The sequence below is a fragment of the Pinisolibacter aquiterrae genome, assembly GCF_019160155.1.
GTDB classification, from domain to species: domain Bacteria; phylum Pseudomonadota; class Alphaproteobacteria; order Rhizobiales; family Ancalomicrobiaceae; genus Pinisolibacter; species Pinisolibacter aquiterrae.
On sequence record NZ_JAFNIH010000003.1, the window covers coordinates 73,649 to 96,527 of the forward strand.

Here is a 22,879-nt window from a genome sequence, read left to right on the forward strand (position 1 = left end):
GGGATGTGCGCCGTGAAGAGCTCCAGGAAGCGATGGGCCGCCCGCTCACCGGAAGCGGCAACCAGGGTGGGAGTCACGATGGAACGAGGCCACGGAAATTAGAGTTTGATACCCGTGTGCTCCTCAAGTTGCTTTTTGATGAACCCTTTAGCCAAATCCTTAAGGATGTCCACAGTCCAGCCGCCAGCGGCGAGTGCACCCTTCTTAGTCTTGACCCAAGTCTCGGGGTCGCGCACGGAATTGAGAAAGTCGTGCCCCTGCCACGTGAGACGCAAATCCAGCCAGTTCTTTCCCGCCAGGTTGTGGGCAGGGATCCCGCTCACGAATCCAGCCTCGTCAACAAGCATTCGCAAGTGCTCCGCGAGCTTTAAATATTCAGCATTGCCCGCATTAACAGGAAGCAAGTCCTTTAGGCCCGGTCTCTCCTTGCCTTCGATGTCGAGAAGCAACTCCCTGACATAGTCCATGTCTCTCTGCACGATTGCCCCCTCCATACATCCGACAAAGCACATCCTCAGTCGTCGGCAAAAACACCCATAAATTGTGAATTCTAAAGATTACGCCTACAAGATGAACAACACCCGACCAATGAGCACTCCCTCGACCGCCGAGACACCCCTACAACCCCTCCGGCCACTTCTGCGCCGTATGCATCACCGTCAAAATCTCGACCGTGTCCATCCCGACCCTGTACGGCACGATGTAAGGCACGTCCGCGAAGACCAACTCTCGCGTCCCGGGGACGCGCCCGACCCGCCCCAGCGCCGGCTGCTCGGCGAGGAGTTCCACGCCCGAGACGATCCGCGCCACGACGCGGGCGGCAGCTCGCGGATCGTCGCGAGCGATGAAGGCGCCCACCTGATCCAGGCGGCGGACCGCCCGGACGGTCCAGCGGATCGTCCGCGTCACGGTTCACGCTCCGGCGTCGCGTATTTGCCGACGACCCGGGCGATATCCTCGGGCGAGGCGAAATCGCCCCGGTCGGCCTCGGCGAGCCCGGCCTCGATCTCCGCGATCTGCCACTCCTCGCGGGCGAGGTAGTCGTCGATGGCCTGCGCGGCGACCCACGAGCGTGATCGATCGAGCCGGCTCGCCAATCGGTCGAGCTTGCGGGCCTTCTCGTCGTCGAGACGCACGGTGAATGCGACCATGGCGCGAGCCCTCCTCGGTTCCCTGTGGGTCATAATGATGATGGGTGAACCAGAGTGGTTCATCAAGGTGATTTCGTCGCCCACACCCGGGGCCGCCCTTCGGCCTGCGCCGAAATCGAAGGCGGGGCGGGGCGGGCGTGCCCCTGGTCCGCCGGCCCCTCCCGAAACGAAAAAGGGCGCCCGAAGGCGCCCCTGATCTCGTCGGTCGGCAGAAAGCCTCACTTCTTGTGCTCGAGCGCCGCTTGCGCCGCCGCCAGTCTCGCGATCGGCACGCGGAAGGGGGAGCACGACACGTAGTCGAGGCCGACCGTCTCGCAGAACTTCACCGAGGCCGGGTCGCCGCCGTGCTCGCCGCAGATGCCGAGCTTGATGTTCGGACGGGTCTTGCGGCCGCGTTCCGCCGCCAGTTCGATCATCGAACCGACGCCCTCCTTGTCGATGGTGACGAAGGGGTCGTGCTCGAGGATGCCACCCTTGAGGTAGTAGTTCAGGAACTTCGAGGCGTCGTCGCGCGACAGGCCGAAGGTGGTCTGGGTCAGGTCGTTGGTGCCGAAGGAGAAGAACTCCGCCGTCTCGGCGATCTTGTCGGCGGTGATCGCCGCGCGCGGCAGTTCGATCATGGTGCCGACGTGATAATCGAGGGTCACGCCGGTCTTGTCGGCGACTTCCTTGGCGACCGCGTCGATGCGGGTCTTGACGAAGTCGAGCTCGGCCTTGATGCCGACCAGCGGCACCATGATCTCCGGCACGACGTGCTCGCCGGTCTCCTTGGCGGCCTGGATCGCCGCCTCGAAGATGGCGCGGACCTGCATCTCGTAGATCTCGGGGAAGGAGATGGCGAGACGCACGCCGCGATGGCCGAGCATCGGGTTGAACTCGTGCAGGGCCTCGGCGCGGTCCTTCAGCTTGGCCGCCGGCACGCCCATGGCGGCGGAAACCTCGGCGATCTCCGCCTCGGTCTTGGGCAGGAACTCGTGCAGCGGCGGGTCGAGCAGGCGGATCGTCACCGGCAGACCGTGCATGATCTCGAAGAGATCGACGAAGTCCTTGCGCTGCATCGGCAAGAGCTTGGCGAGCGCCTCGCGGCGTTCGGCCTCGGTGTCGGCGAGGATCATCTCGCGCACGGCGACGATGCGGCCCTCGTCGAAGAACATGTGCTCGGTGCGGCAGAGGCCGATGCCCTCGGCGCCGAAGGATCGGGCGACCTTGGCGTCGGCCGGGGTCTCGGCGTTGGCGCGCACCTTCATGCGGCGGACATCGTCGGCCCAGCCCATCAGCTTGGCGAAGTCGCCGGAGAGCTCGGGCCGGCTCATCGGCACGGCGCCGATCAGCACCTGACCGGCGGAGCCGTCGATGGTGATCTTGTCGCCGCGCTTCAGAGTCACCCCCTCGGCGGTCATGGTGCCGGCGGCATAGTCGATGCGGATCGCGCCGGCGCCGGAGACGCAGGGCTTGCCCATGCCGCGCGCCACCACCGCCGCGTGGGAGGTCATGCCGCCACGGGTGGTGAGGATGCCCTCGGAGGCGTGCATGCCGTGGATGTCCTCCGGGCTCGTCTCGACGCGCACCAAGACGACCTTGCGGCCGGCCTGGGTCGCGGCCTCGGCCTCCTCGGAGGTGAAGACGATCTCGCCGCAGGCCGCGCCCGGCGAGGCCGGCAGGCCGTGGGCGAACTGCTTGCGCTCGGCCTTGGGATCGATGGTGGGATGAAGGAGCTGGTCGAGGCCGGCGGGATCGATCCGGCCGATCGCCTCGGTGGAGGTGATCAGGCCCTCGGCGACCATGTCGACCGCCATCTTCAGCGCCGCCTTGGTGGTGCGCTTGCCGATGCGGCACTGGAGCATCCACAGCTTGCCGCGCTCGACGGTGAACTCGACGTCCTGCATGTCGCGGTAGTGCTTCTCGAGGCGCTCGCAGATCGCCACGAACTCGGCATAGGCGGCGGGCATCACCGTCTCGAGGCTGGGCTTGTCGGACTCCGCCTGGATGCGGGCCGCCTCGGTCAGGTTCTGCGGGGTGCGGATGCCGGCGACGACGTCCTCGCCCTGGGCGTTGACCAGGAACTCGCCGTAGAGCGCCTTCTCGCCGGTCGAGGGATTGCGGGAGAAGGCGACGCCGGTGGCCGAGGTCTCGCCCATGTTGCCGAAGACCATGGCCTGGACGTTGACCGCGGTACCCCAGCTCGCCGGAATGTCGTGCAGGCGGCGATAGGTGACGGCGCGGGCGTTCATCCACGAGCCGAACACGGCGCCGATCGAGCCCCACAGCTGCTGACGCGGATCCTGCGGGAAGGGCTTGCCCATCGCGCGCTCGACCAGGGCCTTGTAGGAGACGATCACCGCCTTCCAGTCATCGGCGGTCAGGTCGGTGTCGAGGACGTAGCCGTTGTGTTCCTTGTAGTCCTCGAGGATCTCCTCGAAGTCGTGATGCTCGAGATCGAGCACGACGTTGGAATACATCTGGATGAAGCGGCGATAGCTGTCGTAGGCGAAGCGCTCGTCGCCGGCGACCTTGGCGAGCGCCTCGACGGTGACGTCGTTGAGGCCGAGGTTGAGGACGGTGTCCATCATGCCCGGCATCGAGGCGCGGGCGCCGGAGCGCACCGACACCAGCAGCGGGTCGGCCTCGTCGCCGAAGTTCTTGCCGGTGATGCGGCTCATCAGCGCCAGCGCGTCGTCGACCTGGGAGGCCAGTTCGGCCGGATAGGCGCGCTCGTTGGCGTAGAAGGCGGTGCACACCTCGGTGGTGATCGTGAAGCCGGGAGGCACGGGAATTCCGAGGTTCGACATCTCGGCGAGGTTCGCACCCTTGCCACCGAGCAGCGCCTTCATTTCGGCGGCGCCTTCGGCCGCACCGTCACCGAAGGTGTAGACCCATTTCGTCATCGAACGTCTCCCATGTCGTTCACTGCGGCCGGCCGCACCCTCGAGGGGCACCCGACCACCGTGCTTCGACCCTGCTTTGCATCCCGCCCGGTGCCGTTGCAAGTCGTTTCTGACACGGATGACCATGAGCCGCGGCGGATCGTCGCGACCGGACGGCGGAAAATATCGAAATTTCTTCACCGCTCCGGGGCCTCCGCGCGGAGCGGGAAACACGCTTCACTTTCCGGCACGAACAGGCCATTCTCGCGCCGTCCGCCGGATGCGATCGCCGCCGCCCGAGCCCGCCCGGCGGGAGGGAACGGACGGGCCGGATCGACGGCTCGCCCGCCTTTCGGCGGCCACATCCGCGGACCAGTGTGGGACGGCTCCCGCGATCGCCGCGCAGGGGCGCGCGCGGCCGGATCGGTCCGGCCGGGACATCGTCCGACGTTCTACCGCCGACGGGTCGGTTCGCCCGTCGCGATCATCGAAAGAGTTTCATGCGCATGTCGTCTGGTCGTCCCTCGTCCGCCCTCGTCCCGCCGCCGCGCGGCCTCCTCGCCGGCGCCGGCCGGACCCTTCGGACGGGCCTCGCCGCGCTCGTGATCCTGGCTCCCGGGGTCGCCGGCGCCAAGACCGGGGACGCGATGCCGGCGTTCACGGCGCCGCCGACGCTGGCGGGCGCCTATCTGGCCGGGCGCTTCGCCGGTCAATCGCGCGACGTCGCCGCCGCCGCCACCTATTTCGAGACCGCGCTGGCGCTCGATCCCGGCAACGCGGTTCTGGCGGAACGCACCTTCCAGCTGCTCGTCGCCGACGGGCGCATCCCCGAGGCGGTCCGGCTCGCCGACGAGTTGGTGCAGCGCAATCGCGGGCATGCGCTGGCGCGTCTGGTGCTCGGCGCCGACGCGCTCAAGAAGGGGCGGTTCGAGCGGGCCCGGACCCAGCTCTCGCAGATCCAGCCGCGCCCCCTCTCCGATCTCACCGTCGCCATCCTGCTCGGCTGGGCCGATGCCGGACGCGGCGACACCACCGGGGCGATCCGCACGATCGACAAGGTCGGCGGTCTCGACTGGTACGCGGTCTTCAAGAACTACCACACCGGCCTGATCGCCGAGCGCGCCGGGCGCACCGCCGAGGCGACCAAGCGGCTCGAGGCGGCCTACAAGTCCGACACCAACGCGCTCCGGATCGTCGAGGCGTGGGTGCGCCATCTCGCCCGCACCGGGCGCGGCGAGGAGGCACTGAAGGTCCTCGCCGACTTCGAGAAGCAGGTTCCCGATCATCCGGTGATGACGGCCCTCGGCGAGGAGATCCGGGCGGGCAAGAAGCCCGCGCCGATCATCGCCGGCGCCCAGGCGGGTGCGGCCGAATTCCTCTACGGCATCGGCTCGGCGCTCGGCCGCGACGGCGGCGAGGACATCGCGGCGATGTATCTGCAGCTGGCGCTGTGGCTCGACCCCAAGGCCGAGTTGCCGCTGGTGTCGTTGGCCGGGCTGCAGGGCCAGATGAAGCAATACGACAAGGCGATCGCGCTGCTGTCGCGGATCCCGACGGCCTCGAAGCTGCGTCCGCTCGCCGACATCCAGGTCGGCCGGTTCTACACGATGGTGCAGAACTACGGCGAGGCCTCCAAGCACCTCGAGGCGGTGATCGAGCGCACGCCGAAGGACCTCGACGCGATCGTCGCGCTCGGCGACGTGCTGCGCGCCGACAAGAACTTCGCCGAAGCCGCCAAGGTCTATACCCGGGCGATCGATCAGATCGAAAAGCCGACCAAGACCGACTGGACGTTCTTCTATTATCGCGGCATCGCCTACGAGCGGACCAAGCAGTGGCCGAAGGCCGAGGCCGACTTCTACAAGGCACTCGAGCTGATGCCGAACGAGCCGCACGTGCTCAACTATCTCGGCTATTCGTGGATCGACATGGGGATCAACCTCGACAAGGGGTTGGATCTGGTGAAGAAGGCGGTCGAGCTGAAGTCGGACGACGGCTACATCGTCGACAGCCTCGCCTGGGCCTATTACAAGCTCGGCCGCTACGACGAGGCGGTGACCGAGCTCGAGCGGGCGATCCTCCTGAAGCCCGACGATCCCGTGATCAACGATCATCTCGGCGACGCCTATTGGAAGGTCGGGCGCAGGCTCGAGGCGATGTTCCAGTGGCGTCACGCGCTCGACTTCAAGCCCGACCCCGAGGACGCCCAGAAGATTCAGAAGAAGCTCGAGGACGAGCAGAAGGCGATGTCGGTGGCGAAGCAGAACGCCGCCGCCGAGGTCGGCACCGTCGAGGCCCAGAAGGCCGCCGCCGATGCCGCTGCCGAAGCCGCGAAGGCGGCCGCCGCCGATCCGGCGCTGACGCCCGCGCCGGCCGCTCCCTCCGCCCCGAGCGAGGCGAAGCCGGAGACCACCCCGGCCGCTCCGAGCGAAGCGAAGCCCGAGGCCGCGCCGAGCGAGGCGAAGCCCGAAGCCGCTCCGACCGCCCCGGCCGAGGCGAAGCCCGAGGCTGCTCCGGCGGCTCCGGCCGAAGCGCCCCCGGCTCCGGCGGGCGCCGCCGCGCCGAAGGCGCCGTGATCGACCTCGGTCCCGGCGCGCTCGCGACGGCGGCCGATGCCGCCGCCGTCGATGCCGAGATCGCGCCGGCCAAGATCAATCTGGCCCTGCACGTCACCGGGCGGCGGGCCGACGGCTATCATCTCCTCGATACGCTGGTGACGCACGGCGGCAGCGCCGACCGGGTCTCGGTCCGCCGGCTCGACGCCGTGGCCCCGGCCGGGGAGCCGCTGCCGATCACCCTGACGATCGTCGGGCCGGCCGCCGCCGGGCTCGAGGCGGACGCCGACAATCTGGTCCTGCGCGCCACGCGTCTCCTGGAAGTGGAGGCGCGGCGTATCGGCCGGGCGATCTTCCCCGTCGCGCTCACACTCGAAAAGCACCTGCCGATCGCCTCGGGCATCGGCGGCGGCTCGTCGGACGCGGCGGCGACGCTGCGGCTGCTCGACCGGGTCTGGGGGCTCGATCTCGGCCGGGCGCGGCTCGCCGAACTCTCGCTGCCGCTCGGCGCCGATCTGCCGATGTGCGTGTGGGGGGAGCCGCTGCGGGCGCGCGGCATCGGCGAGACGATCGAGATCCTGCCGCCGCTGCCCCGGTTCCGCCTGGTGCTCGCCAACCCCGGCGTGGCGGTCGCGACCCCGGCGGTATTCCGGGCGCTGACCGTCCGAGACAATCCGCCGATGCCGGAGGTGCCCGCACGCTTCGCCGACGTCGCAGCGCTGGTCGATTGGCTCGCCGCCACCCGCAACGATCTCGAGGCGGCGGCGATCACGGTCGCCCCGGCGATCGCCGAGACGCTCGCCGAGATGCGGTCACGGCCGGGCTGCCTGCTGGCGCGGATGTCGGGGTCGGGCGCGACGTGTTTCGGGGTGTTCGAAGAAAAGTGACCGGCCACGCGACCCCGTAGGGTGCAATAGGCGCAGCCGTATTGCACCGTCGGCGCCGAAGATCGGCCTCGGGCGCCCGTCTCCCTCATGAGCGCGGCCGGTGGAACACGCGTGCCGCGCGTCCCGCCCCTTACGCCGTCGTCGACGCGGAGGAGGCGGCCTGCGGGGTCATTCCCGCGTCGGGAGGAACTTCATGATCTGAAAGCCGACCCCGACGAGCGCCGCCAGCGTTCCCACGAGCGAACGGGTGAACGCGTAGCGCAGAACGTCGACCGTGATCGCCGGCTCGCCCTGATGCGTTCCCAAGGCCGCGAAGAGGATCGAGCAGCCGCCGACGACGAGATACGTGTAACGAACCCAGAAGTCGGCCCGTTCGACCGTTCCGCATTCGTCGGTCAGGATTCGTCCGAGGTGAGCATGGAGGACGGCCAAGGGGACGACGGCGACCAAGATCGCGATCGCCAGTTCCGTCAGGAATATCATGCTCGCCCCCGGCTTCGGCCCTCTCTCGGGAGAGGGATGGTGCGCTCGCATTTTAGGAGAGCGCTCCACCAGCCGCAATCGAAGGTCTTCTCTTTGGAGACGGAACTTCCCGCTTTGGTTGACAGGCCGTTCTCGTCGACCGGCCCCGACCTCGTCAGGCCCCGGAGGATGCAATGGCGCAAAAGCGTATCGCGCCGTCGGCGCCGGGCCCCCGTCGGGCGCCTACTCCCTCACGGACGCCGCCTGTGGACTGCGCGTGCTGCCGCGCGTTCCACCCTGCGGCGACGGCGGGACCCACCCGAAGCGCGCCCCCGCCCGTCTTTCGCTCAGTGCACCCGGCTGATGCAGAAATCGACCACTTCGACGAGGGCGCGCTTGTGCGGCCCGTCCTTGAAGGGGGCGAGCGCGTCCTTGGCCATGGCGCCGTAGTGGCGGGCGCGCTCGACCGTGGTGGCGATGGCGTCGTGCTTCTTCAGGAGCTCGGTCGCGGTGGCGAGGTCGCCGTCGACGGCGCCGCCGTCCTGAAGGCAGCGCTTCCAAAAGGCACGGTCTTCATCCGACCCACGGCGATAGGCGAGCACCACGGGGAGCGTGATCTTGCCCTCGCGGAAGTCGTCGCCGACGTTCTTGCCGAGTTGGGCGGAGGAGCCGCCGTAGTCGAGGGCGTCGTCGACCAGTTGGAAGGCGAGGCCGAGATTGGTGCCGTAGGAGCGGAAGGCGGCTTCCGCGTCGCGGCCCGATCCGGCGACGACCGGACCGACCTCGGCCGCGGCCGAGAACAGCGCGGCGGTCTTGGCGCGGATGACGGCGAGATATTCGTCCTCGGTGGTCGCCATGTTCTTGGCGGCGGCGAGCTGCATCACCTCGCCCTCGGCGATGATCGAGGCGGCGTCGGAGAGGATGCCGAGCGCCTGCATCGACCCGACCTCGACCATGACGCGGAAGGCCTGGCCGAGCAGATAGTCGCCGACCAGCACGCTCGCCTGATTGCCCCACAGTTTGCGGGCGGCGAGCTTGCCGCGACGCATGTCGCTCTCGTCGACGACGTCGTCGTGCAGCAGCGTCGCGGTGTGCATGAACTCGACCGCCATGGCGAGCTTGACGTGGCCGTCGCCCTGGTAGCCGCACATCTGGGCGGCGGCGAGCGTCAGCATCGGCCTGAGGCGTTTGCCGCCGGAGGAGATCAGGTGATTGGCGACCTCGGGGATCATGGTGACGTCGGAACCGGCCTTGGACAGGATCAGCGCGTTGACGCGGTCCATGTCGGCGGCGACGAGCGCGACCAGAGGCTCGACGGAGGCCTCCGGCCGCTTCTTGTTGTCCTCGAGAGAAACCACGACGCCCACTTCGGCCACTCCCTTCGCCCGGATCCACGATCCTCACCCCGACGGGGCGCGATACCATTCCGGGCGGGCGGCGTCGATACCAGAAGGCAAGCCGCACCCGTTTCGTTCATCGCCGATCGACGAAAGACGACCCGGCGAGGCTCGGGGCGAGCATAGGCAACCACCCCGCCGACGACAAGCAGGTGAAAACGCCGAGGGTTTCCACGCTCTCCACCATGGACAAGGCGCGCCCGCGCGCCTAGGTCTCGCCGAGAGGCGAGAAGAGCGAGGCGACATGCGCGAAATCATCCGCTGCAACGATCCGGTGCTGATTTCCGCCGTCGAGGCCCTGCTCGGCGGGGCGGGCATCGCGGTGCTGGTACTCGACGGGCACATGTCGGTGCTGGAAGGGGCGATCGGCGCCTTCCCGCGCCGCCTCCTGGTCGCGAACGACGACGAGGCGCAGGCGCGGCGCGTGATCGTCGAGGCCGGTCTCGGTGGCGAATTGCGGGACGCGAAACCGTGACGACGGCGCCCGCCGAGGCGGCGACCACGATCGACCGTTTCCTCGACGGGCGGGTGACGATCGAGCAGCCGGCGAAGGGCCGCCATCGCGCCGGGCTCGACGCGGTGTTGCTCGCCGCCCTGGTGCCGGCGGCGGCGCGCGGACGCCTCGTCGATCTCGGCGCCGGGGTCGGCACGGCGGGGTTCTGCGCGGCGGCGCGGGTTCCCGGCATCGACGTGGTGCTGGCGGAACGCGACGAGACGGCGCTGCGTCTGGCCGAGGCCAATGCGCGGCGATCGGAGAACGCGGCATTCGGCGCCCGGGTCGGCGTCGTCGCGGTCGATCTCCTGCGGCGCGGCGCGGCGCGCGACGCGGCCCTGCCGCGCGAGAGCTTCGATCACGCGATCGTCAATCCGCCCTTCTTCGCGGCCGACGAGGTGCGCGCCTCGCCGTCGGGCGCGCGCGCCCGGGCTCATGTCTTCGCCGAGGGTGACCTCGACGCCTGGATGCGGGTCGCGGCCTCGGTGCTCGCGCCGCGCGGGCGTCTGGCGATGATCTTCAAGGGCGACGGGCTCGCCGAGGTGCTCGCCGCGCTCGACCGGCGATTCGGCGCGGTGACGATCCGTCCGGTGCATCCGCGCGCCGAGGCGCCGGCCCATCGGCTGCTGGTGACGGCGATCAAGGGCTCGCGGGCGCGTCCGGCGATCCTGCCCGGTCTGGTGCTGCATCCGCCCGGTTCGGACCTCTATCTCGAGGTGGCCGAGGCGGTTCTGCGCGGCCGGGCCACCCTCGCCGGCGATCCGTGACGGCGCCGGGATCGGGATCCGAGACGCGCGTCTTCGCGGCGCCGCCACGGGTTTGTCACGATCCCGCGCTTCGACTAGGCTTTCATCCGAGCATCGGCCGTCGTTCGCACGACGGCGCCAGGAGACCGATCATGCGCCATTCCGCCCCCCTCGCCGCCCTCGTCCTCGTCCTTCTCGCCGCGCCGGCGTCGGCCGGCGGCACCTACGAGGGCGCCTCGTCGGTCGCGGGCGGCCGCGATCCGGTCTGCGCCGGGGTGACGCAGATGCGCGCCGTGGTTTCGGGCTCTGAGATCCAGTTGATCGGCGCGGTCTACGAGGGAGCCGGCGAGGTCGGCACCGGAACCGTCAAGTCGGACGGGTCCTTCACGGCGGTCAAACCCACCTCGAAGGGCAACGTCACCTTCTCCGGACGCGTCACCGACCATGCGGTGACCGCTCAGTGGAAGGGTCCGGACTGTTACGGAGCCATCGATCTCCAGAAATGACCGCGCGTTCCTCGCGACTGCGAATTTTCACCGAAAACTCCGATTTTTCGCCCGAAAATCGGAGTTTTCGTTCTATTTGGCCGCTGAATTTGTGAAACTCTTCTCGTTTCGGGCCAATTGCCCATGTCTCGAGCGCAGTTCTCCCCTGCGGGTCGCGTGCTTCTCGTGGCGCCGGGGTGGCGTAGGGGGTACGGATCACGAGACCGACCGCCCCGGTCGGCCCGCCCGAAAAGAAGGCTCGACCATGAAGACCCGCCTCATCCTCGCTTCGCTCGCTCTGGCTCTCGCCTGCGGCACCGCTCAGGCCCAGATCAAGATCGGCGTCGCCGGTCCGATGACGGGTGCGCTCGCCGTCTACGGCCAGCAGATGAAGAACGGCGCCGAAATGGCTGTCGCCGACATCGACGCCAAGGGCGGCGTCCTCGGTCAGCAGTTGAAGCTGATCGTCGCGGACGATCAGGCCGACCCGAAGCAGGGCGTCTCGGTGGCCAACAAGCTGGCCGGCGACGGCGTCAAGTTCGTGGCGGGCCATCTGAACTCCGGCGTGTCGATCGCGGCTTCCGACGTCTATGCCGAGAACGGCATCCTCGAGATCTCGCCCTCGACCACCAATCCGAACTTCACCGACCGCAAGCTCACCAACGTCTTCCGCACCTGCGGCCGCGACGACCAGCAGGGCAAGGTCGCCGGCGCCTATCTCGCCAAGGCCTATGCCGGCAAGAACGTCGCGGTGATCGACGACAAGACCACCTACGGGCGCGGCCTCGCCGAGGAGACCCGCAAGGAGCTGGCGGCGCACGGGATGAAGGCGGTGCTGTCGGAATCGATCAACGGCGGCGAGAAGGACTTCGGCGCGCTGGTCTCCAAGATCAAGGCGGCCCAGGCCGACGTGGTCTATTTCGGCGGCACCCACGCCGATGCCGGCCTGATCATCCGCCAGATGCGCGACCAGGGCGTCAAGGCGCCGCTGATGGGCGGCGACGGCATCAATTCCGGTGAGCTCGCTGCGATCGCCGGCGAGGGCTCGATCGACGGCACGCTGATGACCTTCAGCCCCGATCCGCGCAAGATCCCGGGATCGGCCGAGGTGGTCGCCCGCTTCCGCGCCAAGTCGATCGAGCCGGAGGCCTTCACCCTCTATACCTACGCCGCCGTCGAAGTGTGGGCGCAGGCCGCCGAGGAAGCGAAGTCGACCGACACCGCCAAGGTCGCCAAGGTGATCCATTCCGGCCGGCCCTTCACCACCGTGGTCGGCACCCTCTCCTATGACGCCAAGGGCGACATCACCACGCCGGCCTATGTCGTCTATCGCTGGAAGAAGGGCGCCGACGGCAAGATCGACTACGCCGAAGTCGAGTGAGCCGCGCGCGAGCGGCCGATCCTTCCGCCCCTCGCGGGCGGCCCGTCTCGGAGGGGCGCGTCGATTCTCGGCGCGCCCTTCTTGCTCTTGCACATTATTCGCAATAAGATCCAGTCGACGCCGACAGAGGGGATCCGACGCGCTCTCGCGCTCCCCGGCCGGACGTCGATGGACGAGGAGTTGCGGATCATGTCGATGGAGAGCCTCGCGCAGGGAGCCGGCTGGGTGGAGACGATGGGGCGGCACGTCCGCGCGCATCGGATCGCCGCCGTCGGGCTCGGCCTGTCGCTGGCGGCGGTGATCGCGCTCCTCCTCGGCAGTCTCTTCGAACTGGCGGTGGGCGGCGCCTCGGACGGATTGAAGTTCGGCTTCGTCGGCGGTCTCGCCGGGTTCGCGGCGACCGGCCTCGGCGCCCTGCCGGCGCTGGCGATGCGGACCATGCCGCAGAAGCTCTCCGACGTGCTGCTCGGCGGAGCGGCCGGCATGATGTTGGCGGCGAGCGCCTTTTCGCTGATCCTGCCGGGCCTCGCGGCCGGCGAGCAACTCGCCGGCAGCCGCTCGCTCGCCGCGCTGATCGTGGTGGCGGGCATGGGGCTCGGCGTCCTGCTGATGCTCGGTCTCGACGAATTCACGCCGCACGAGCACGAGACGATCGGCGTGCAGGGGCCCGGCAGCGAGCGGGTCGGACGGATCTGGCTGTTCGTCTTCGCCATCGCGCTGCACAACCTGCCGGAGGGCATGGCGATCGGCGTCGGCTTCTCCCACGCCGACATGAGCGTCGGTCTGCCGCTGACCACCGCGATCGCGCTCCAGGACATGCCGGAGGGTCTGGCCGTGGCGCTGGCGCTGCGCGGGGGCGGCTATTCGGCGCCCTATGCCGTCGCCATGGCGGTGGCGACCGGCCTGATGGAACCGCTCGGCGCGGTGCTGGGCGTCGGCCTCTCCGGCGGACTGGCGATCGCCTATCCGATCGGGCTCGGGCTGGCGGCGGGGGCGATGCTGTTCGTCGTCAGCCACGAGGTCATCCCCGAGACCCATCGCAACGGTCACCAGACCCCTGCGACGATCGGGCTCATGGCCGGTTTCGCCCTGATGATGGTGCTCGACACCACGTTGGGATGACGGCCCGGCCCCGCGCGCCCATCGCACTTCGACCAACCCCACCAACCCGACCCCCACCAACCCGAACCCAGGAGACGCATGATGAACGCCGTTCCCAAGATCAACATCGGCATCGACGAGGCCACCCGCGCCAAGATCGCCGACGGCCTGTCGGCGCTGCTCGCCGACAGCTACACGCTCTACTTGATGACCCACAACTTCCACTGGAACGTGAAGGGTCCGATGTTCAACACGCTGCACCTGATGTTCATGGGGCAGTACACCGAACAGTGGAACGCGCTCGATCTCATCGCCGAGCGGATCCGCGCGCTCGGCTTCCCGGCGCCGGGCACCTACAAGGAGTTCGTCGCGCGCGCCTCGATCAAGGAGGTCGAGGGCGTGCCCAAGGCGACCGACATGATCCGCCACCTCGTCGAGGCCCAGGAGGCGACGGCGCGCACGGCGCGGGCGTTGTTCCCGGTGGTGGAAGAGGCCAACGACCAGCCGACCGCCGACCTCCTGACCCAGCGTCTCGACGTCCACGAGAAGACCGCGTGGATGCTGCGGAGCCTGCTCGAGGAGTGAGGCCGGCGCGGGTCGCAGCCTCGGCCGCGCCCGGACATCGAAAAGGCCCGTCGGAGCGATCCGGCGGGCCTTTTGGTTTCGTGGCGCGCGAACCGCACCCGACGCTTCATGGTGAGGCGCGAGGCCGCCGGCCGAGCCTCGAACCAGGAGCGAAGGCACGGGCGACGGTGCCGCGAGTACCCAGACCCCGCGCGTCGGGCGCCCTGCCCCGGCTTCGCACCTCACGAGGCCCGGCGGAGCCGGGCGCCTCAGGGTGTAGCCCCCACGAGGCTCTCGCGCTCAGCCGATGCGGCCGAAGTCGGCGACGGTGGCGCAGGCGGCGCGGATGGCGGAAAGCAGCTTCAGGCGGTTCTCGCGCACCGCCGCATCCTCGGCGTTGACCAGGATCCCGTCGAAGAACGCGTCGACCGGGCCACGCAGCGCGGCGAGCGCCGACATGGCGGCGGCGAAATCCTCCGCGACGACGGCCTTGCCGGCGGCGGTCTCGGCGACGGCGACGGCTTGCGCCAGCGCCTTCTCGGCCGGCTCGGCGAGGAGCGACGCGTCGATCGCGCCCGTGTAGGCGCGGCCGTCCTTCTTCTCCTCCTTGTCGAGGATGTTGGCGGCGCGCTTGTAGCCCGCCAGCAGCGACTTGCCGTCGTCGGAGCCGAGGAAGGCGCCGAGGGCTTCGACCCGCTTCACGACGAGAGCGAGGTCGTCCTGCGGGGCCTCGGCGGTGCCGAGGGCGAAGACCGCGTCGACGAGATCGTGACGGGCGCCCTGGTCGCGGAGCTGGACCTTGAGGCGATCGGCGAAGAAGGCGAGGAGGTCGGTGGCGGTCGTGTCCGCCGCCTTCGGCAGGGCCGCGAGAGCCTTGGCGAAGGCCGGCAGCAACGGCAGCCGCACCCCGTTCTCGATCAAAATCCGGATCACGCCGAGCGCCGCACGGCGCAGCGCGTAGGGGTCCTTCGACCCCGTCGGCTTCTCGTCGATCGCCCAGAAGCCGGTGAGGACGTCGAGCTTGTCGGCGAGCGCGACGGCGATGGCGGTCGGGTCGGTCGGCACGCGGTCGGACGGGCCCTGCGGCTTGTAGTGATCCTCGATCGCCACGGCGACGGAGGCGTCCTCGCCTTGCGCCAGCGCATAGGTCTTGCCCATCAGGCCCTGGACCTCGGGGAATTCGCCGACGACCTCGGTCATGAGATCGGCCTTGGCGAGTTCGGCCGCGCGTGCGGCCTTCGCCGGATCGGCGCCGACCAGCGGCGCCAGTTCGCGCGCCAACCGGATCAGGCGATCGACGCGGGCGCCTTGCGTCCCGAGCTTCTCGTGGAAGACGACGTTCAGCGCGCGCAGCTTGGCGAGGCGCTGGTCGAGCGGCTTGCCGGCCTCCTTGTAGTCGGGGAGATCGGCGAGATCGGTGTGGAAGAAGTGGCGGGCGTCCGACAGGCGGGCGCGGATGACGCGGCCGTTGCCGGCGACGATCTTGGCGCCGCCGTCCTTGGCCTCGATGTTGGAGACCAGCAGGAACTTGGCGGCCAGCTTCTGGTCGACGTGATGCGAGCGCATCACGAAGCACTTCTGGTTGGCGCGGATGGTGGCGCGGATCACCTCGGCCGGCACCTCGAGGAATTCCTCCTCGAACGAGCCCATCAGCGTCACCGGCCATTCGACGAGACCGGCGACCTCGTCGAGCAGGCCCTCGTCCTCGATCACCTCGAGGCCTTGGGCGAAGGCGAGCGACTTGGCGTCCTCGCGGATGGTGTGGCGGCGGCGCTCGGCGTCGAGGACGACATAGGCGTTCTGGAGCTTCTGGACGTAGTCGTCGAAGCGCTTCACCGAGAAGGGAGCCGGCGCCATGAAGCGATGGCCGCGGGTGATGTTGCCGGAGCGGATGCCGTCGACCTCGAAGGGGACGATCTCCGGTTCTTCCAGATCGGAGCCGAAGGTGCAGACGATCGAATGGAGCGGACGCACCCAACGCAAGCTTCCGGTGCCCCAGCGCTGCGACTTCGGCCAGGGGAAGGTGCGGATCGTCGTCGGCACCAGCTCGGCCAGCACGTCGATCGCCTTGCGGCCGGGCTTCAGGGTCTTGGCGACGTAGTAATCGCCCTTCTTGTCGGAGACGACGGTCGCCTGATCGAGCGAGGCGATGCCGGCGCCCTTGAGGAAGCCCTGGATCGCCTGTTCGGGCGCGCCGACGCGCGGGCCCTTGCGCTCCTCGGCGACGTCGGCGCCCTTGGCGGGCACGCCGACGACGTGGAGCACCAGCCGGCGCGGGGTCGCATGCGCGATCGCCGCCTCGTAGTGGAGACCCGCCGCCACCAGACCGTCGGTGATCATCTTCTTGAGATCGTCCGCCGCCTTCTTCTGCATGCGGGCGGGGATTTCTTCGGAGAAGAGTTCGAGAAGCAGTTCGGGCATGGCGGGCTCTGATCCGGCTCGGAAAACGATCGGGTCGAGGCATACGATCGGGGACGAAGCCTGTCCAGCCGCAAAGACGAGAAAGGCCGGCGCGAACCGGCCTTCCCCCTCGTCGGAACGTCCGCGCTCACGCCGAGGCGACGGTGAAGCGCTTTTTCACATGCGCCGGCCGCTCGATCTCGTCGACGATCGCGACCGCGAGGTCCGCCTCGGAGATGCCGGCCGGGGTGGCGCCGTCCATCAGCGGAGCCTCGGCGCCGACGCGATATGTGCCGGTGCGCGGGGCATGGGCGAGCGGGCCGACCGGGCTGAACATCGCCGGCGGCGACAGGAAGGTCCAGTCGAGCCCGGCGCCGACCTCGCCGGCGAGATAGGCGGCGAGCAGTTTGCGGGCGGCGTCGGCCCCGGCGTAATAGTCCTTCGGGAAATGCTCGGTGTCGATCAACTGGACGCCGGGCGCGACATAGAGGCTGCCGGCGCCGCCGACCACCAGGAGGCGCTTCACGCCCGAGGCCGCGACCCCGGCGTCGATCGCCTTCGCTCCCTTCAGGAAGTTCGCGTGGATTTCCGGGTCGGTCCAGCCGGGATTGAAGGCGGAGATCACGGCGTCGGCGCCCGTCACGGCGGCGGTGACGGCGGCGGCGTCATAGACGTCGGCCTTCACCACGGTGAGACCGGGGCGCGGCGCGAGCTTTTCCGGAGTGCGGGCGAGCGCGGTGACGGCATGGCCGCGGGCGAGGGCTTCGTCGAGGACGGCGGCGCCGACATAGCCGGTGGCGCCGATCAGAGCGATCTTCATGGGCATATCTCCCGTTGCCCGGAGCCGGCGGGGGGATTAGGCTTCCGGGGTGGTTACGATCCGTAACCAGATGCCATGAGGTGACCACCTCGAGAAGGACGCACGTTCGTGAACGCAAGGCACTCGGAAGGAACCGCCACGCCGCCGGCCAGCGGCGAACGCAGCATGCGCGAGGTGCGGATCGTCGCCGGCGTCACCGGGCCGATCGCCGATCCGCGCGTGCTCTGCCCGGTGCGCGACGTGCTCGACCGACTGGGCGACGCCTGGAGCGTGTTGGTGATCCTGAGGCTCGGCGACGGCGCGATGCGCTTCAACGCCCTGAAACGGGCGGTCGGGGCGATCTCGCAACGGATGCTGACGGTGACCCTGCGCAGCCTGGAGCGCGACGGGCTGGTGACGCGCACGGTCTTTCCGACCAATCCGCCGCAGGTCGAATATGCGCTGACCGAGCTCGGGGCGTCGCTGGCCGGTCCGATCGGGGCGCTCGCCGACTGGGCGGTGACCCATCGCGATCGGATCACCTCGGAGCGGCGGCGCTACGACGCGGGCGAGACGGACCGATCCTCGCCCTGAGGCGAGGGTAGCGATCGCGTCGACGTGCCGACGTTCAGAGGTGCTTGTGAGAGCCGTCGCACATCGTCGGCTTCGCGGTGTGCTTGCAGCCGCAGAAGGGGACGTTGCGATCGGCGGTGGCGATCCACTCGACCGGCTCGAAGCCGGTGCCCTCGTGGCTGCCGTCGCAGAAGGGCTGGCTCTTGGACCGCCCGCAGGCGCACCACCAATAGGTCTCGCCACTCTTCACCGCGACGACGAACGGACCCTTCTGCGCGACGACGACTTCACTCATGGACGATCTCCTCCCGAGGGGCGTCTGGCGGCCCTTCGGGAGGAAGATTAGCGGCATCTCATAAGGCTGTCGCGATCGAAGCGTGGATCCGTCCTCGGCGGGATCAGGCGGCGACGAGGCCGAAGCGGCGCCCGAGGCGGGGCATCCATTCCTTGACGGTGATGGCGAGGCAGATCAGGCCCCAGAAGATCGGATATTCGAACCCACCCTTGTTCCACACCCATTTGAAGCCGCCGACCTCCCACAGGGCGATGGCCGCGACGAAGAGCGCGCCGGCGGCGATCGGCGCGGCGTAACGGGTCCACAGGCCGAAGACGAGAAGCAGACCCGATACCGCCTCCAGCACGCCGGCCAGCACCAGGAAGAAGGACGGCGGATAGAACCCCGCCTTGGTGAAGAAACCAAGTGTCGCCTCATAGCCGGTGATCTTTCCGATCACGTGCGGGAACATGAAGAGACCGGCGGCGATGCGGATGATGTTGTCGCCGTTACGGGGATCGAGTTTGGAAAAATCGTAGGACATGGCTGCTCTCCTCGTTGTCGAGAGAAGAGATGCGCCCGATTGCGCGCCTTCACCTTGATCTGTATTCCATTGAAATATCAAACATTCCGTTCGAGAGACGGCGACGATCGCAAACGAAGACGGCGCCCTTCCTCGCGAAAGGGCGCCGTCGAAGATCTCGCCGGGAGCGGTCGGCTCACGCCGCGCCGCCGGCCTCCGTCGCGAGCCAGGCCTTGCCGCAGGCCTTGGCGATTTCGCGGACGCGCAGGATGTAGCTCTGGCGCTCGGTGACCGAGATCACACCGCGCGCGTCGAGCAGATTGAAGACGTGGCTCGCCTTGATGCACTGGTCGTAGGCGGGCAGCGCCATCAGATGGCGCTTCTCCTCCGGGGTCTCCCAGCCGGCCTCGATGTAGGTCTTGGCGGCGGCCTCGGCCATGCGGAACTGCTCGAACAGCATGTCGACGTCGGCATGCTCGAAGTTGTGACGCGAATATTCGCGCTCGGCCTGGAGGAAGACGTCGCCGTAGGTGACCTTCTCGTGACCTTCGCGGCCGTTGAAGTTGAGGTCGTAGACGTTGTCGACGCCCTGGACGTACATGGCGAGGCGCTCGAGACCGTAGGTCAGCTCACCGGAGACCGGCGAGCACTCGAAACCGGCGACCTGCTGGAAGTAGGTGAACTGGCTCACCTCCATGCCGTCGCACCAGCATTCCCAGCCGAGGCCCCAGGCGCCGAGCGTCGGGCTCTCCCAATCGTCCTCGACGAAGCGGACGTCGTGGGTGGCGGTATCGACGCCGATCGCCGCGAGGCTCTTCAGATAGAGATCCTGGAGGTCGGCCGGCGACGGCTTCAGGATCACCTGGAACTGGTAATAGTGCTGGAGACGGTTGGGGTTCTCGCCGTAGCGGCCGTCCTTGGGACGGCGCGAGGGCTGGACATAGGCAGCGCGCCAGGGCTTCGGCCCGAGGGCGCGCAGCGTCGTCGCCGGATGGAAGGTGCCGGCGCCGACCTCCATGTCGTAGGGCTGGAGCACGACACAGCCGTAATCGGCCCAGAAGCGCTGGAGCGTCAGGATCAGCCCCTGGAAGGAGCGATCGGGACGCATGTGGGAGGGCATCGTGGGATCGATCATGACGGCGTGTCCGAAGGCGAGAAAATCGAGCCGGACCCTAGCCATCGCCGGGTGCCCGCGTCAACCGTCGCGGCGCAGACCGGCGCCGACGGGCGACGCGCCCTCGCAGGCCCCGCACGAGGGCGGCGAAGCGAACCGTCGGTTTCTCTCGAGCTCAGGGTCATTCCTCGTCGGCGGCGGGCCGATAGGTCCCGTCGGCGTCGCGAACCAGCGGCACCGCGTCGGCGATCTCGGTCGGCGCGCGGCGGTTTCCCGCCGCTCCGGTCGGTTCCGAGGAGCGCTGCGCGAAGCGCCAGGCGAGGCCGAGAGCGACGATCACGGCGGCTGAGGCGATTACGGTCGGCACGGGCGATCTCCTCGATCCTGTCCGACCCGGAGCCTGGGGGCACAAGGCGGCGGAAGCGCGGCGGCGAAACGCCGAAAACCCGACGATCGGCCGGAGCCGATTCGGGCGAGGGGTCCGCGCGCGACGGTCCGCCCTCGCTCACGGGCGGGCGATCGACGACGGTGGGCGGATCGAGGCTCGCGGCGGCCGAGGCGATCGGGCCGCGAGATGGGGCGTCAGCGGCCGGAATAGGCCCGGGCGGCATCCTGCGAGGAGATCCTCGGTTTGGAGGCGGCCTCTTCCTGGGCGGCGACGAGACGGCCGTAGATGGTGCTGCGCCGCGCCTCCTGGGCCTTCTCGGAGGCCAGACGCGGCGGCCAGTCGTCACGCTTGCCGGCGGAGGATTCGGAGGCCTCCGCGGCGCGCGCGGTGGCTGCGGTCTCACGTGCGGCGCGGACCGGAGGGATGTAGTCGAACGACGATCCGACGGAATTGATGGTCATGGACGTCTTGCTCCAGCCCGATCCTCTCCTCGCCCCTGTTCCGGCACCGATGATGCAAGACCAACCGTGACGATCGTGTCTAGAAATTCCTTGCAATTTGAGCAATTCCCCTTACGTGGGCGACAGAAATTCCATGACGACTGGAGCGGCGCGGCGCCGGTTTCATTTCCGGTCTATTTCTAAAGTATGATTGAATTCAAATGAGAGATTTCTTATATGGATACCGTGCCTCACAGAAGACCCTACGAGTCTCGAAGGGCCGAGGCCGAAGGAGGTTGCCATGTTCAACACCCTTCAAAAAGTGTCCGGGATGGCGTTCGTACTGACGCTCGTCCTGGGTGGTGGCACCGCCTTCGCCGGAAGTGATCTCGTGTTGTACGGGACGACCGGGAACTGCGGGGTCGGCCAAGTCTGCACGGTTCTGCCCGTCACCTTCGGAGGGCTGGGCGGCGACGGCGCCAGCAACGGCCTCACGAGCGCGGCGCCCACCTCCTCCGAGTCGCAACACGGCCATCACGGTCACCACGGCCAGGGTCCGCACCAAGGTGGTGGTCCCGGTCACGGTAACGGCGGTGGCATGGGTGGCCACGGCGGTGGCATGGGTGGCCACGGCGGCGGCGGCATGGGCGGTCACGGCGGTGGCGGCTCGATGCACGGCGGCGGTGGTGACGGCGGCGGTGGTGACGGCGACAAGTGATCGCCCTCCCGCGCGGCACGACGGGCTCGCGTCCCTTCGGTGACGCCCGCCCGGCGGACGATGCCTCGATGAAACGACCAGGGCCGGGGAGAGATCCCCGGCCCTGGTCGTTCGTGGAACGGATCGTCACCGAGGCGCGGCCCGCGCCGTCGTCAGCGCCCGGCGGTGTCGAGCGCCTTGCGGATCTCCAGGAAGTCACGCCAGGCCAGACGTTTGTGGATCGGCTGCCGCAAGAGATAGGCGGGGTGGAGCGTCGGCATCGCCCGCAGCGCGCCGATCGCGGTCTCCTGGGTCAGCCAACGGCCGCGCAGGCGCATGATGCCCTGGGTCGCCCCGGTCAGCGCGGCGGCGGCGGCCCCGCCGAGAAAGACCAGCACCTCCGGCGCGACCAGTTCGATCTGGCGGGCGACGAAGGGCTTGCAGATCTCGGTCTCCTGCGGCGTCGGCGTGCGATTGCCGGGCGGACGCCAGGGCACGACGTTGGCGATGTAGACGTCCGACCGCGCCAGACCGATCCCGGCGAGCATGCGGTCGAGAAGGTGGCCCGAGCGCCCGACGAAGGGCACCCCGGTCTCGTCCTCCTCGCGGCCCGGCGCCTCGCCGACGAACATCACTCGCGCGCCGGGAGCGCCGTCGGCGAAGACCAATCGACGGGCGGTGAGACGCAGATTGCAGCCCTCGAACCGTTCGAGCGCCGCACGCAACTCGTCGAGCGTCGCGGCGGAGGCGGCCGCCTCGCGCGCCGCGACGACGCCGGCATCGCCGGGCACGGCCGCGCCGAGGCTCGGTCGCGCCACCGGCTGCGGCGGCGCCTCGAAACGGCGACGCTCCGGCGGCGGTTCGCGCGGCGGCGCCTGGGGTGCATCCGTGGCGGGCGTGCGTCGAAATCCGCCCTCGAAGGGAGGGGCGTCGCGCTCGCCGACGCCGGGGCGTGAAGGCGCGGCGGCACCTCCCATCGGCGCCGGCCGGGCCTCGGCGCGCGCCTGACGGGCCTCCGATTCGCGCACCGATTCCAGGAATCGGTCGACCGGATCGTCACCGAGCGCGACGTCGACGCCGACCGCCGCGTACCAGTCGAGAAGCGAGGTGAGATCGGAGGCTTGCATGAGGGTGCGACATCATTCCCTATACGACACTTTCTGCCACCTTGGCGGAAGGTTTGAAAGCGTCTAGTGGTCTTCATGATCATAGCCCGAGGAACCGCCGTCTGGCGATACCGGGGCATGGGGGAACGACGAGGGCGCTGGTCGCGCTCCGCCGTTCCGGGGGGAGACGACGAGACATGGGGCCCGCCCGGCGATCCGACCTCGGGTCGACGCCGCGCGGGCGATGCGACGAACCGGCCTCGGCCGGATGAACGACGGGAGCCGGCCACGCCGGCGGAATGATGCGAGCCGGCGCGCGCCGGTCGAAGAGACGAGGAGTCCGTGGGCATGAGCGAGGCGGCCGAGCTTCCCGAGCGGGACAGCATGGAATTCGACGTGGTGATCGTGGGTGCCGGCCCTGCGGGTCTCTCCGCGGCGATCCGCCTCAAGGAGATCGCCGCCGAGACCGGGCAGGAGCT

The 22,879-nt window shown here is 68.9% G+C and carries 25 protein-coding genes; 11 read left to right on the top strand and 14 right to left on the bottom strand.

All coding sequences use genetic code 11. The annotated features are described in order from the left end of the window. Nucleotides 1-98 precede the first annotated feature (98 nt). The 4 genes from J3S89_RS00900 to ppdK all read right to left on the bottom strand — a co-directional run bounded on the left by J3S89_RS00900 (nt 99) and on the right by ppdK (nt 4,036). Nucleotides 99-479, bottom strand: a complete 381-nt coding sequence (locus J3S89_RS00900) for a DUF2513 domain-containing protein (RefSeq protein WP_217925580.1) — start codon at nt 477-479, stop codon at nt 99-101. Nucleotides 480-618: 139 nt separating this feature from the next. Next, nucleotides 619-909 (bottom strand): type II toxin-antitoxin system RelE/ParE family toxin, encoded by a 291-nt coding sequence (locus J3S89_RS00905; protein ID WP_217925581.1) that lies wholly within the window; start codon nt 907-909, stop codon nt 619-621. Beyond that, nucleotides 906-1,151, bottom strand: a complete 246-nt coding sequence (locus J3S89_RS00910; protein ID WP_217925607.1) for a CopG family ribbon-helix-helix protein — start codon at nt 1,149-1,151, stop codon at nt 906-908. The genes J3S89_RS00905 and J3S89_RS00910 overlap by 4 nt, the downstream gene beginning before the upstream one ends. 218 nt (nt 1,152-1,369) lie before the next feature. Then, nucleotides 1,370-4,036 (bottom strand): pyruvate, phosphate dikinase, encoded by a 2,667-nt coding sequence (gene ppdK / locus J3S89_RS00915; protein ID WP_217925582.1) that lies wholly within the window; start codon nt 4,034-4,036, stop codon nt 1,370-1,372. Between the two features lie 485 nt (nt 4,037-4,521). Between ppdK and J3S89_RS00920 the strand changes: the two genes are divergently transcribed. Both J3S89_RS00920 and J3S89_RS00925 read left to right on the top strand, forming a co-directional pair. Continuing rightward, a complete protein-coding gene (locus tag J3S89_RS00920) occupies nt 4,522-6,591 on the top strand; it encodes a tetratricopeptide repeat protein (RefSeq protein ID WP_217925583.1) in 2,070 nt (689 codons plus the stop codon). Beyond that, nucleotides 6,588-7,457 carry a 4-(cytidine 5'-diphospho)-2-C-methyl-D-erythritol kinase gene (locus J3S89_RS00925; protein ID WP_230489215.1) on the top strand — a complete coding sequence of 290 codons (870 nt, stop codon included), beginning with the start codon at nt 6,588-6,590 and terminating at the stop codon, nt 7,455-7,457. The genes J3S89_RS00920 and J3S89_RS00925 overlap by 4 nt, the downstream gene beginning before the upstream one ends. 168 nt (nt 7,458-7,625) lie before the next feature. Here J3S89_RS00925 and J3S89_RS00930 read toward each other — a convergent pair whose 3' ends face one another. Beyond that, entirely contained in the window at nt 7,626-8,018 is a 393-nt protein-coding gene (locus J3S89_RS00930; protein WP_217925584.1) for a hypothetical protein, read from the bottom strand. A gap of 248 nt (nt 8,019-8,266) precedes the next feature. Beyond that, nucleotides 8,267-9,286 (bottom strand): polyprenyl synthetase family protein, encoded by a 1,020-nt coding sequence (locus tag J3S89_RS00935; RefSeq protein ID WP_217925609.1) that lies wholly within the window; start codon nt 9,284-9,286, stop codon nt 8,267-8,269. A gap of 274 nt (nt 9,287-9,560) precedes the next feature. On the opposite strand from J3S89_RS00935, the gene J3S89_RS00940 reads away from it, so the two are divergent. The 6 genes from J3S89_RS00940 (at nt 9,561) to J3S89_RS00965 (ending at nt 14,107) form a co-directional block, all read left to right on the top strand. After that, on the top strand, nt 9,561-9,791 hold the full coding sequence (locus tag J3S89_RS00940) for a putative signal transducing protein (protein WP_217925585.1): 231 nt from the start codon (nt 9,561-9,563) through the stop codon (nt 9,789-9,791). Beyond that, a complete protein-coding gene (locus J3S89_RS00945) occupies nt 9,788-10,576 on the top strand; it encodes a tRNA1(Val) (adenine(37)-N6)-methyltransferase (RefSeq protein WP_217925586.1) in 789 nt (262 codons plus the stop codon). The genes J3S89_RS00940 and J3S89_RS00945 overlap by 4 nt, the downstream gene beginning before the upstream one ends. A 131-nt stretch (nt 10,577-10,707) precedes the next feature. After that, nucleotides 10,708-11,061, top strand: a complete 354-nt coding sequence (locus tag J3S89_RS00950) for a hypothetical protein (RefSeq protein WP_217925587.1) — start codon at nt 10,708-10,710, stop codon at nt 11,059-11,061. 244 nt (nt 11,062-11,305) lie between these two features. Beyond that, nucleotides 11,306-12,421, top strand: a complete 1,116-nt coding sequence (locus tag J3S89_RS00955; protein ID WP_217925588.1) for a branched-chain amino acid ABC transporter substrate-binding protein — start codon at nt 11,306-11,308, stop codon at nt 12,419-12,421. 189 nt (nt 12,422-12,610) lie between these two features. Further along, nucleotides 12,611-13,543 (top strand): ZIP family metal transporter, encoded by a 933-nt coding sequence (locus tag J3S89_RS00960; protein WP_217925589.1) that lies wholly within the window; start codon nt 12,611-12,613, stop codon nt 13,541-13,543. Between the two features lie 81 nt (nt 13,544-13,624). Then, the gene (locus J3S89_RS00965) at nt 13,625-14,107 is read left to right on the top strand and encodes a Dps family protein (RefSeq protein WP_217925590.1); all 483 of its coding nucleotides are present in this window, start codon (nt 13,625-13,627) and stop codon (nt 14,105-14,107) included. 279 nt (nt 14,108-14,386) lie between these two features. On the opposite strand, the gene glyS is transcribed toward J3S89_RS00965, so the two are convergent. Next, nucleotides 14,387-16,507: a glycine--tRNA ligase subunit beta gene (gene glyS, locus J3S89_RS00970; protein ID WP_217925591.1), complete on the bottom strand. Its 2,121-nt coding sequence runs from the start codon at nt 16,505-16,507 to the stop codon at nt 14,387-14,389. Between the two features lie 127 nt (nt 16,508-16,634). Beyond that, nucleotides 16,635-17,306: an NAD(P)-dependent oxidoreductase gene (locus J3S89_RS00975; RefSeq protein ID WP_217925592.1), complete on the bottom strand. Its 672-nt coding sequence runs from the start codon at nt 17,304-17,306 to the stop codon at nt 16,635-16,637. A gap of 165 nt (nt 17,307-17,471) precedes the next feature. Between J3S89_RS00975 and J3S89_RS00980 the strand changes: the two genes are divergently transcribed. Then, complete coding sequence (locus J3S89_RS00980) at nt 17,472-17,879, top strand: winged helix-turn-helix transcriptional regulator (RefSeq protein WP_217925610.1); 408 nt, start codon at nt 17,472-17,474, stop codon at nt 17,877-17,879. A gap of 34 nt (nt 17,880-17,913) precedes the next feature. Here J3S89_RS00980 and J3S89_RS00985 read toward each other — a convergent pair whose 3' ends face one another. The 5 genes from J3S89_RS00985 to J3S89_RS01005 form a co-directional block, all read right to left on the bottom strand. Continuing rightward, nucleotides 17,914-18,153 (bottom strand): CDGSH iron-sulfur domain-containing protein, encoded by a 240-nt coding sequence (locus tag J3S89_RS00985; protein WP_217925593.1) that lies wholly within the window; start codon nt 18,151-18,153, stop codon nt 17,914-17,916. Between the two features lie 103 nt (nt 18,154-18,256). Continuing rightward, entirely contained in the window at nt 18,257-18,676 is a 420-nt protein-coding gene (locus J3S89_RS00990; RefSeq protein WP_217925594.1) for a DoxX family protein, read from the bottom strand. 175 nt (nt 18,677-18,851) lie between these two features. Then, nucleotides 18,852-19,790 (bottom strand): glycine--tRNA ligase subunit alpha, encoded by a 939-nt coding sequence (locus J3S89_RS00995; RefSeq protein WP_238482031.1) that lies wholly within the window; start codon nt 19,788-19,790, stop codon nt 18,852-18,854. Between the two features lie 160 nt (nt 19,791-19,950). After that, nucleotides 19,951-20,136, bottom strand: coding sequence for a hypothetical protein (locus tag J3S89_RS01000; protein WP_217925595.1), 186 nt, complete (start codon nt 20,134-20,136; stop codon nt 19,951-19,953). Between the two features lie 215 nt (nt 20,137-20,351). Then, nucleotides 20,352-20,618 (bottom strand): hypothetical protein, encoded by a 267-nt coding sequence (locus tag J3S89_RS01005; RefSeq protein WP_217925596.1) that lies wholly within the window; start codon nt 20,616-20,618, stop codon nt 20,352-20,354. A gap of 280 nt (nt 20,619-20,898) precedes the next feature. Here J3S89_RS01005 and J3S89_RS01010 point away from each other — a divergent pair, with 280 nt between their 5' ends. Further along, nucleotides 20,899-21,315 (top strand): hypothetical protein, encoded by a 417-nt coding sequence (locus J3S89_RS01010; RefSeq protein WP_217925597.1) that lies wholly within the window; start codon nt 20,899-20,901, stop codon nt 21,313-21,315. A gap of 152 nt (nt 21,316-21,467) precedes the next feature. On the opposite strand, the gene J3S89_RS01015 is transcribed toward J3S89_RS01010, so the two are convergent. Continuing rightward, a complete protein-coding gene (locus J3S89_RS01015; protein WP_217925598.1) occupies nt 21,468-22,421 on the bottom strand; it encodes a uracil-DNA glycosylase in 954 nt (317 codons plus the stop codon). Nucleotides 22,422-22,748: 327 nt separating this feature from the next. Between J3S89_RS01015 and J3S89_RS01020 the strand changes: the two genes are divergently transcribed. Further along, nucleotides 22,749-22,879 (top strand): FAD-binding protein (locus J3S89_RS01020; RefSeq protein ID WP_217925612.1); only part of this gene is annotated, 131 nt, incomplete at its 3' end.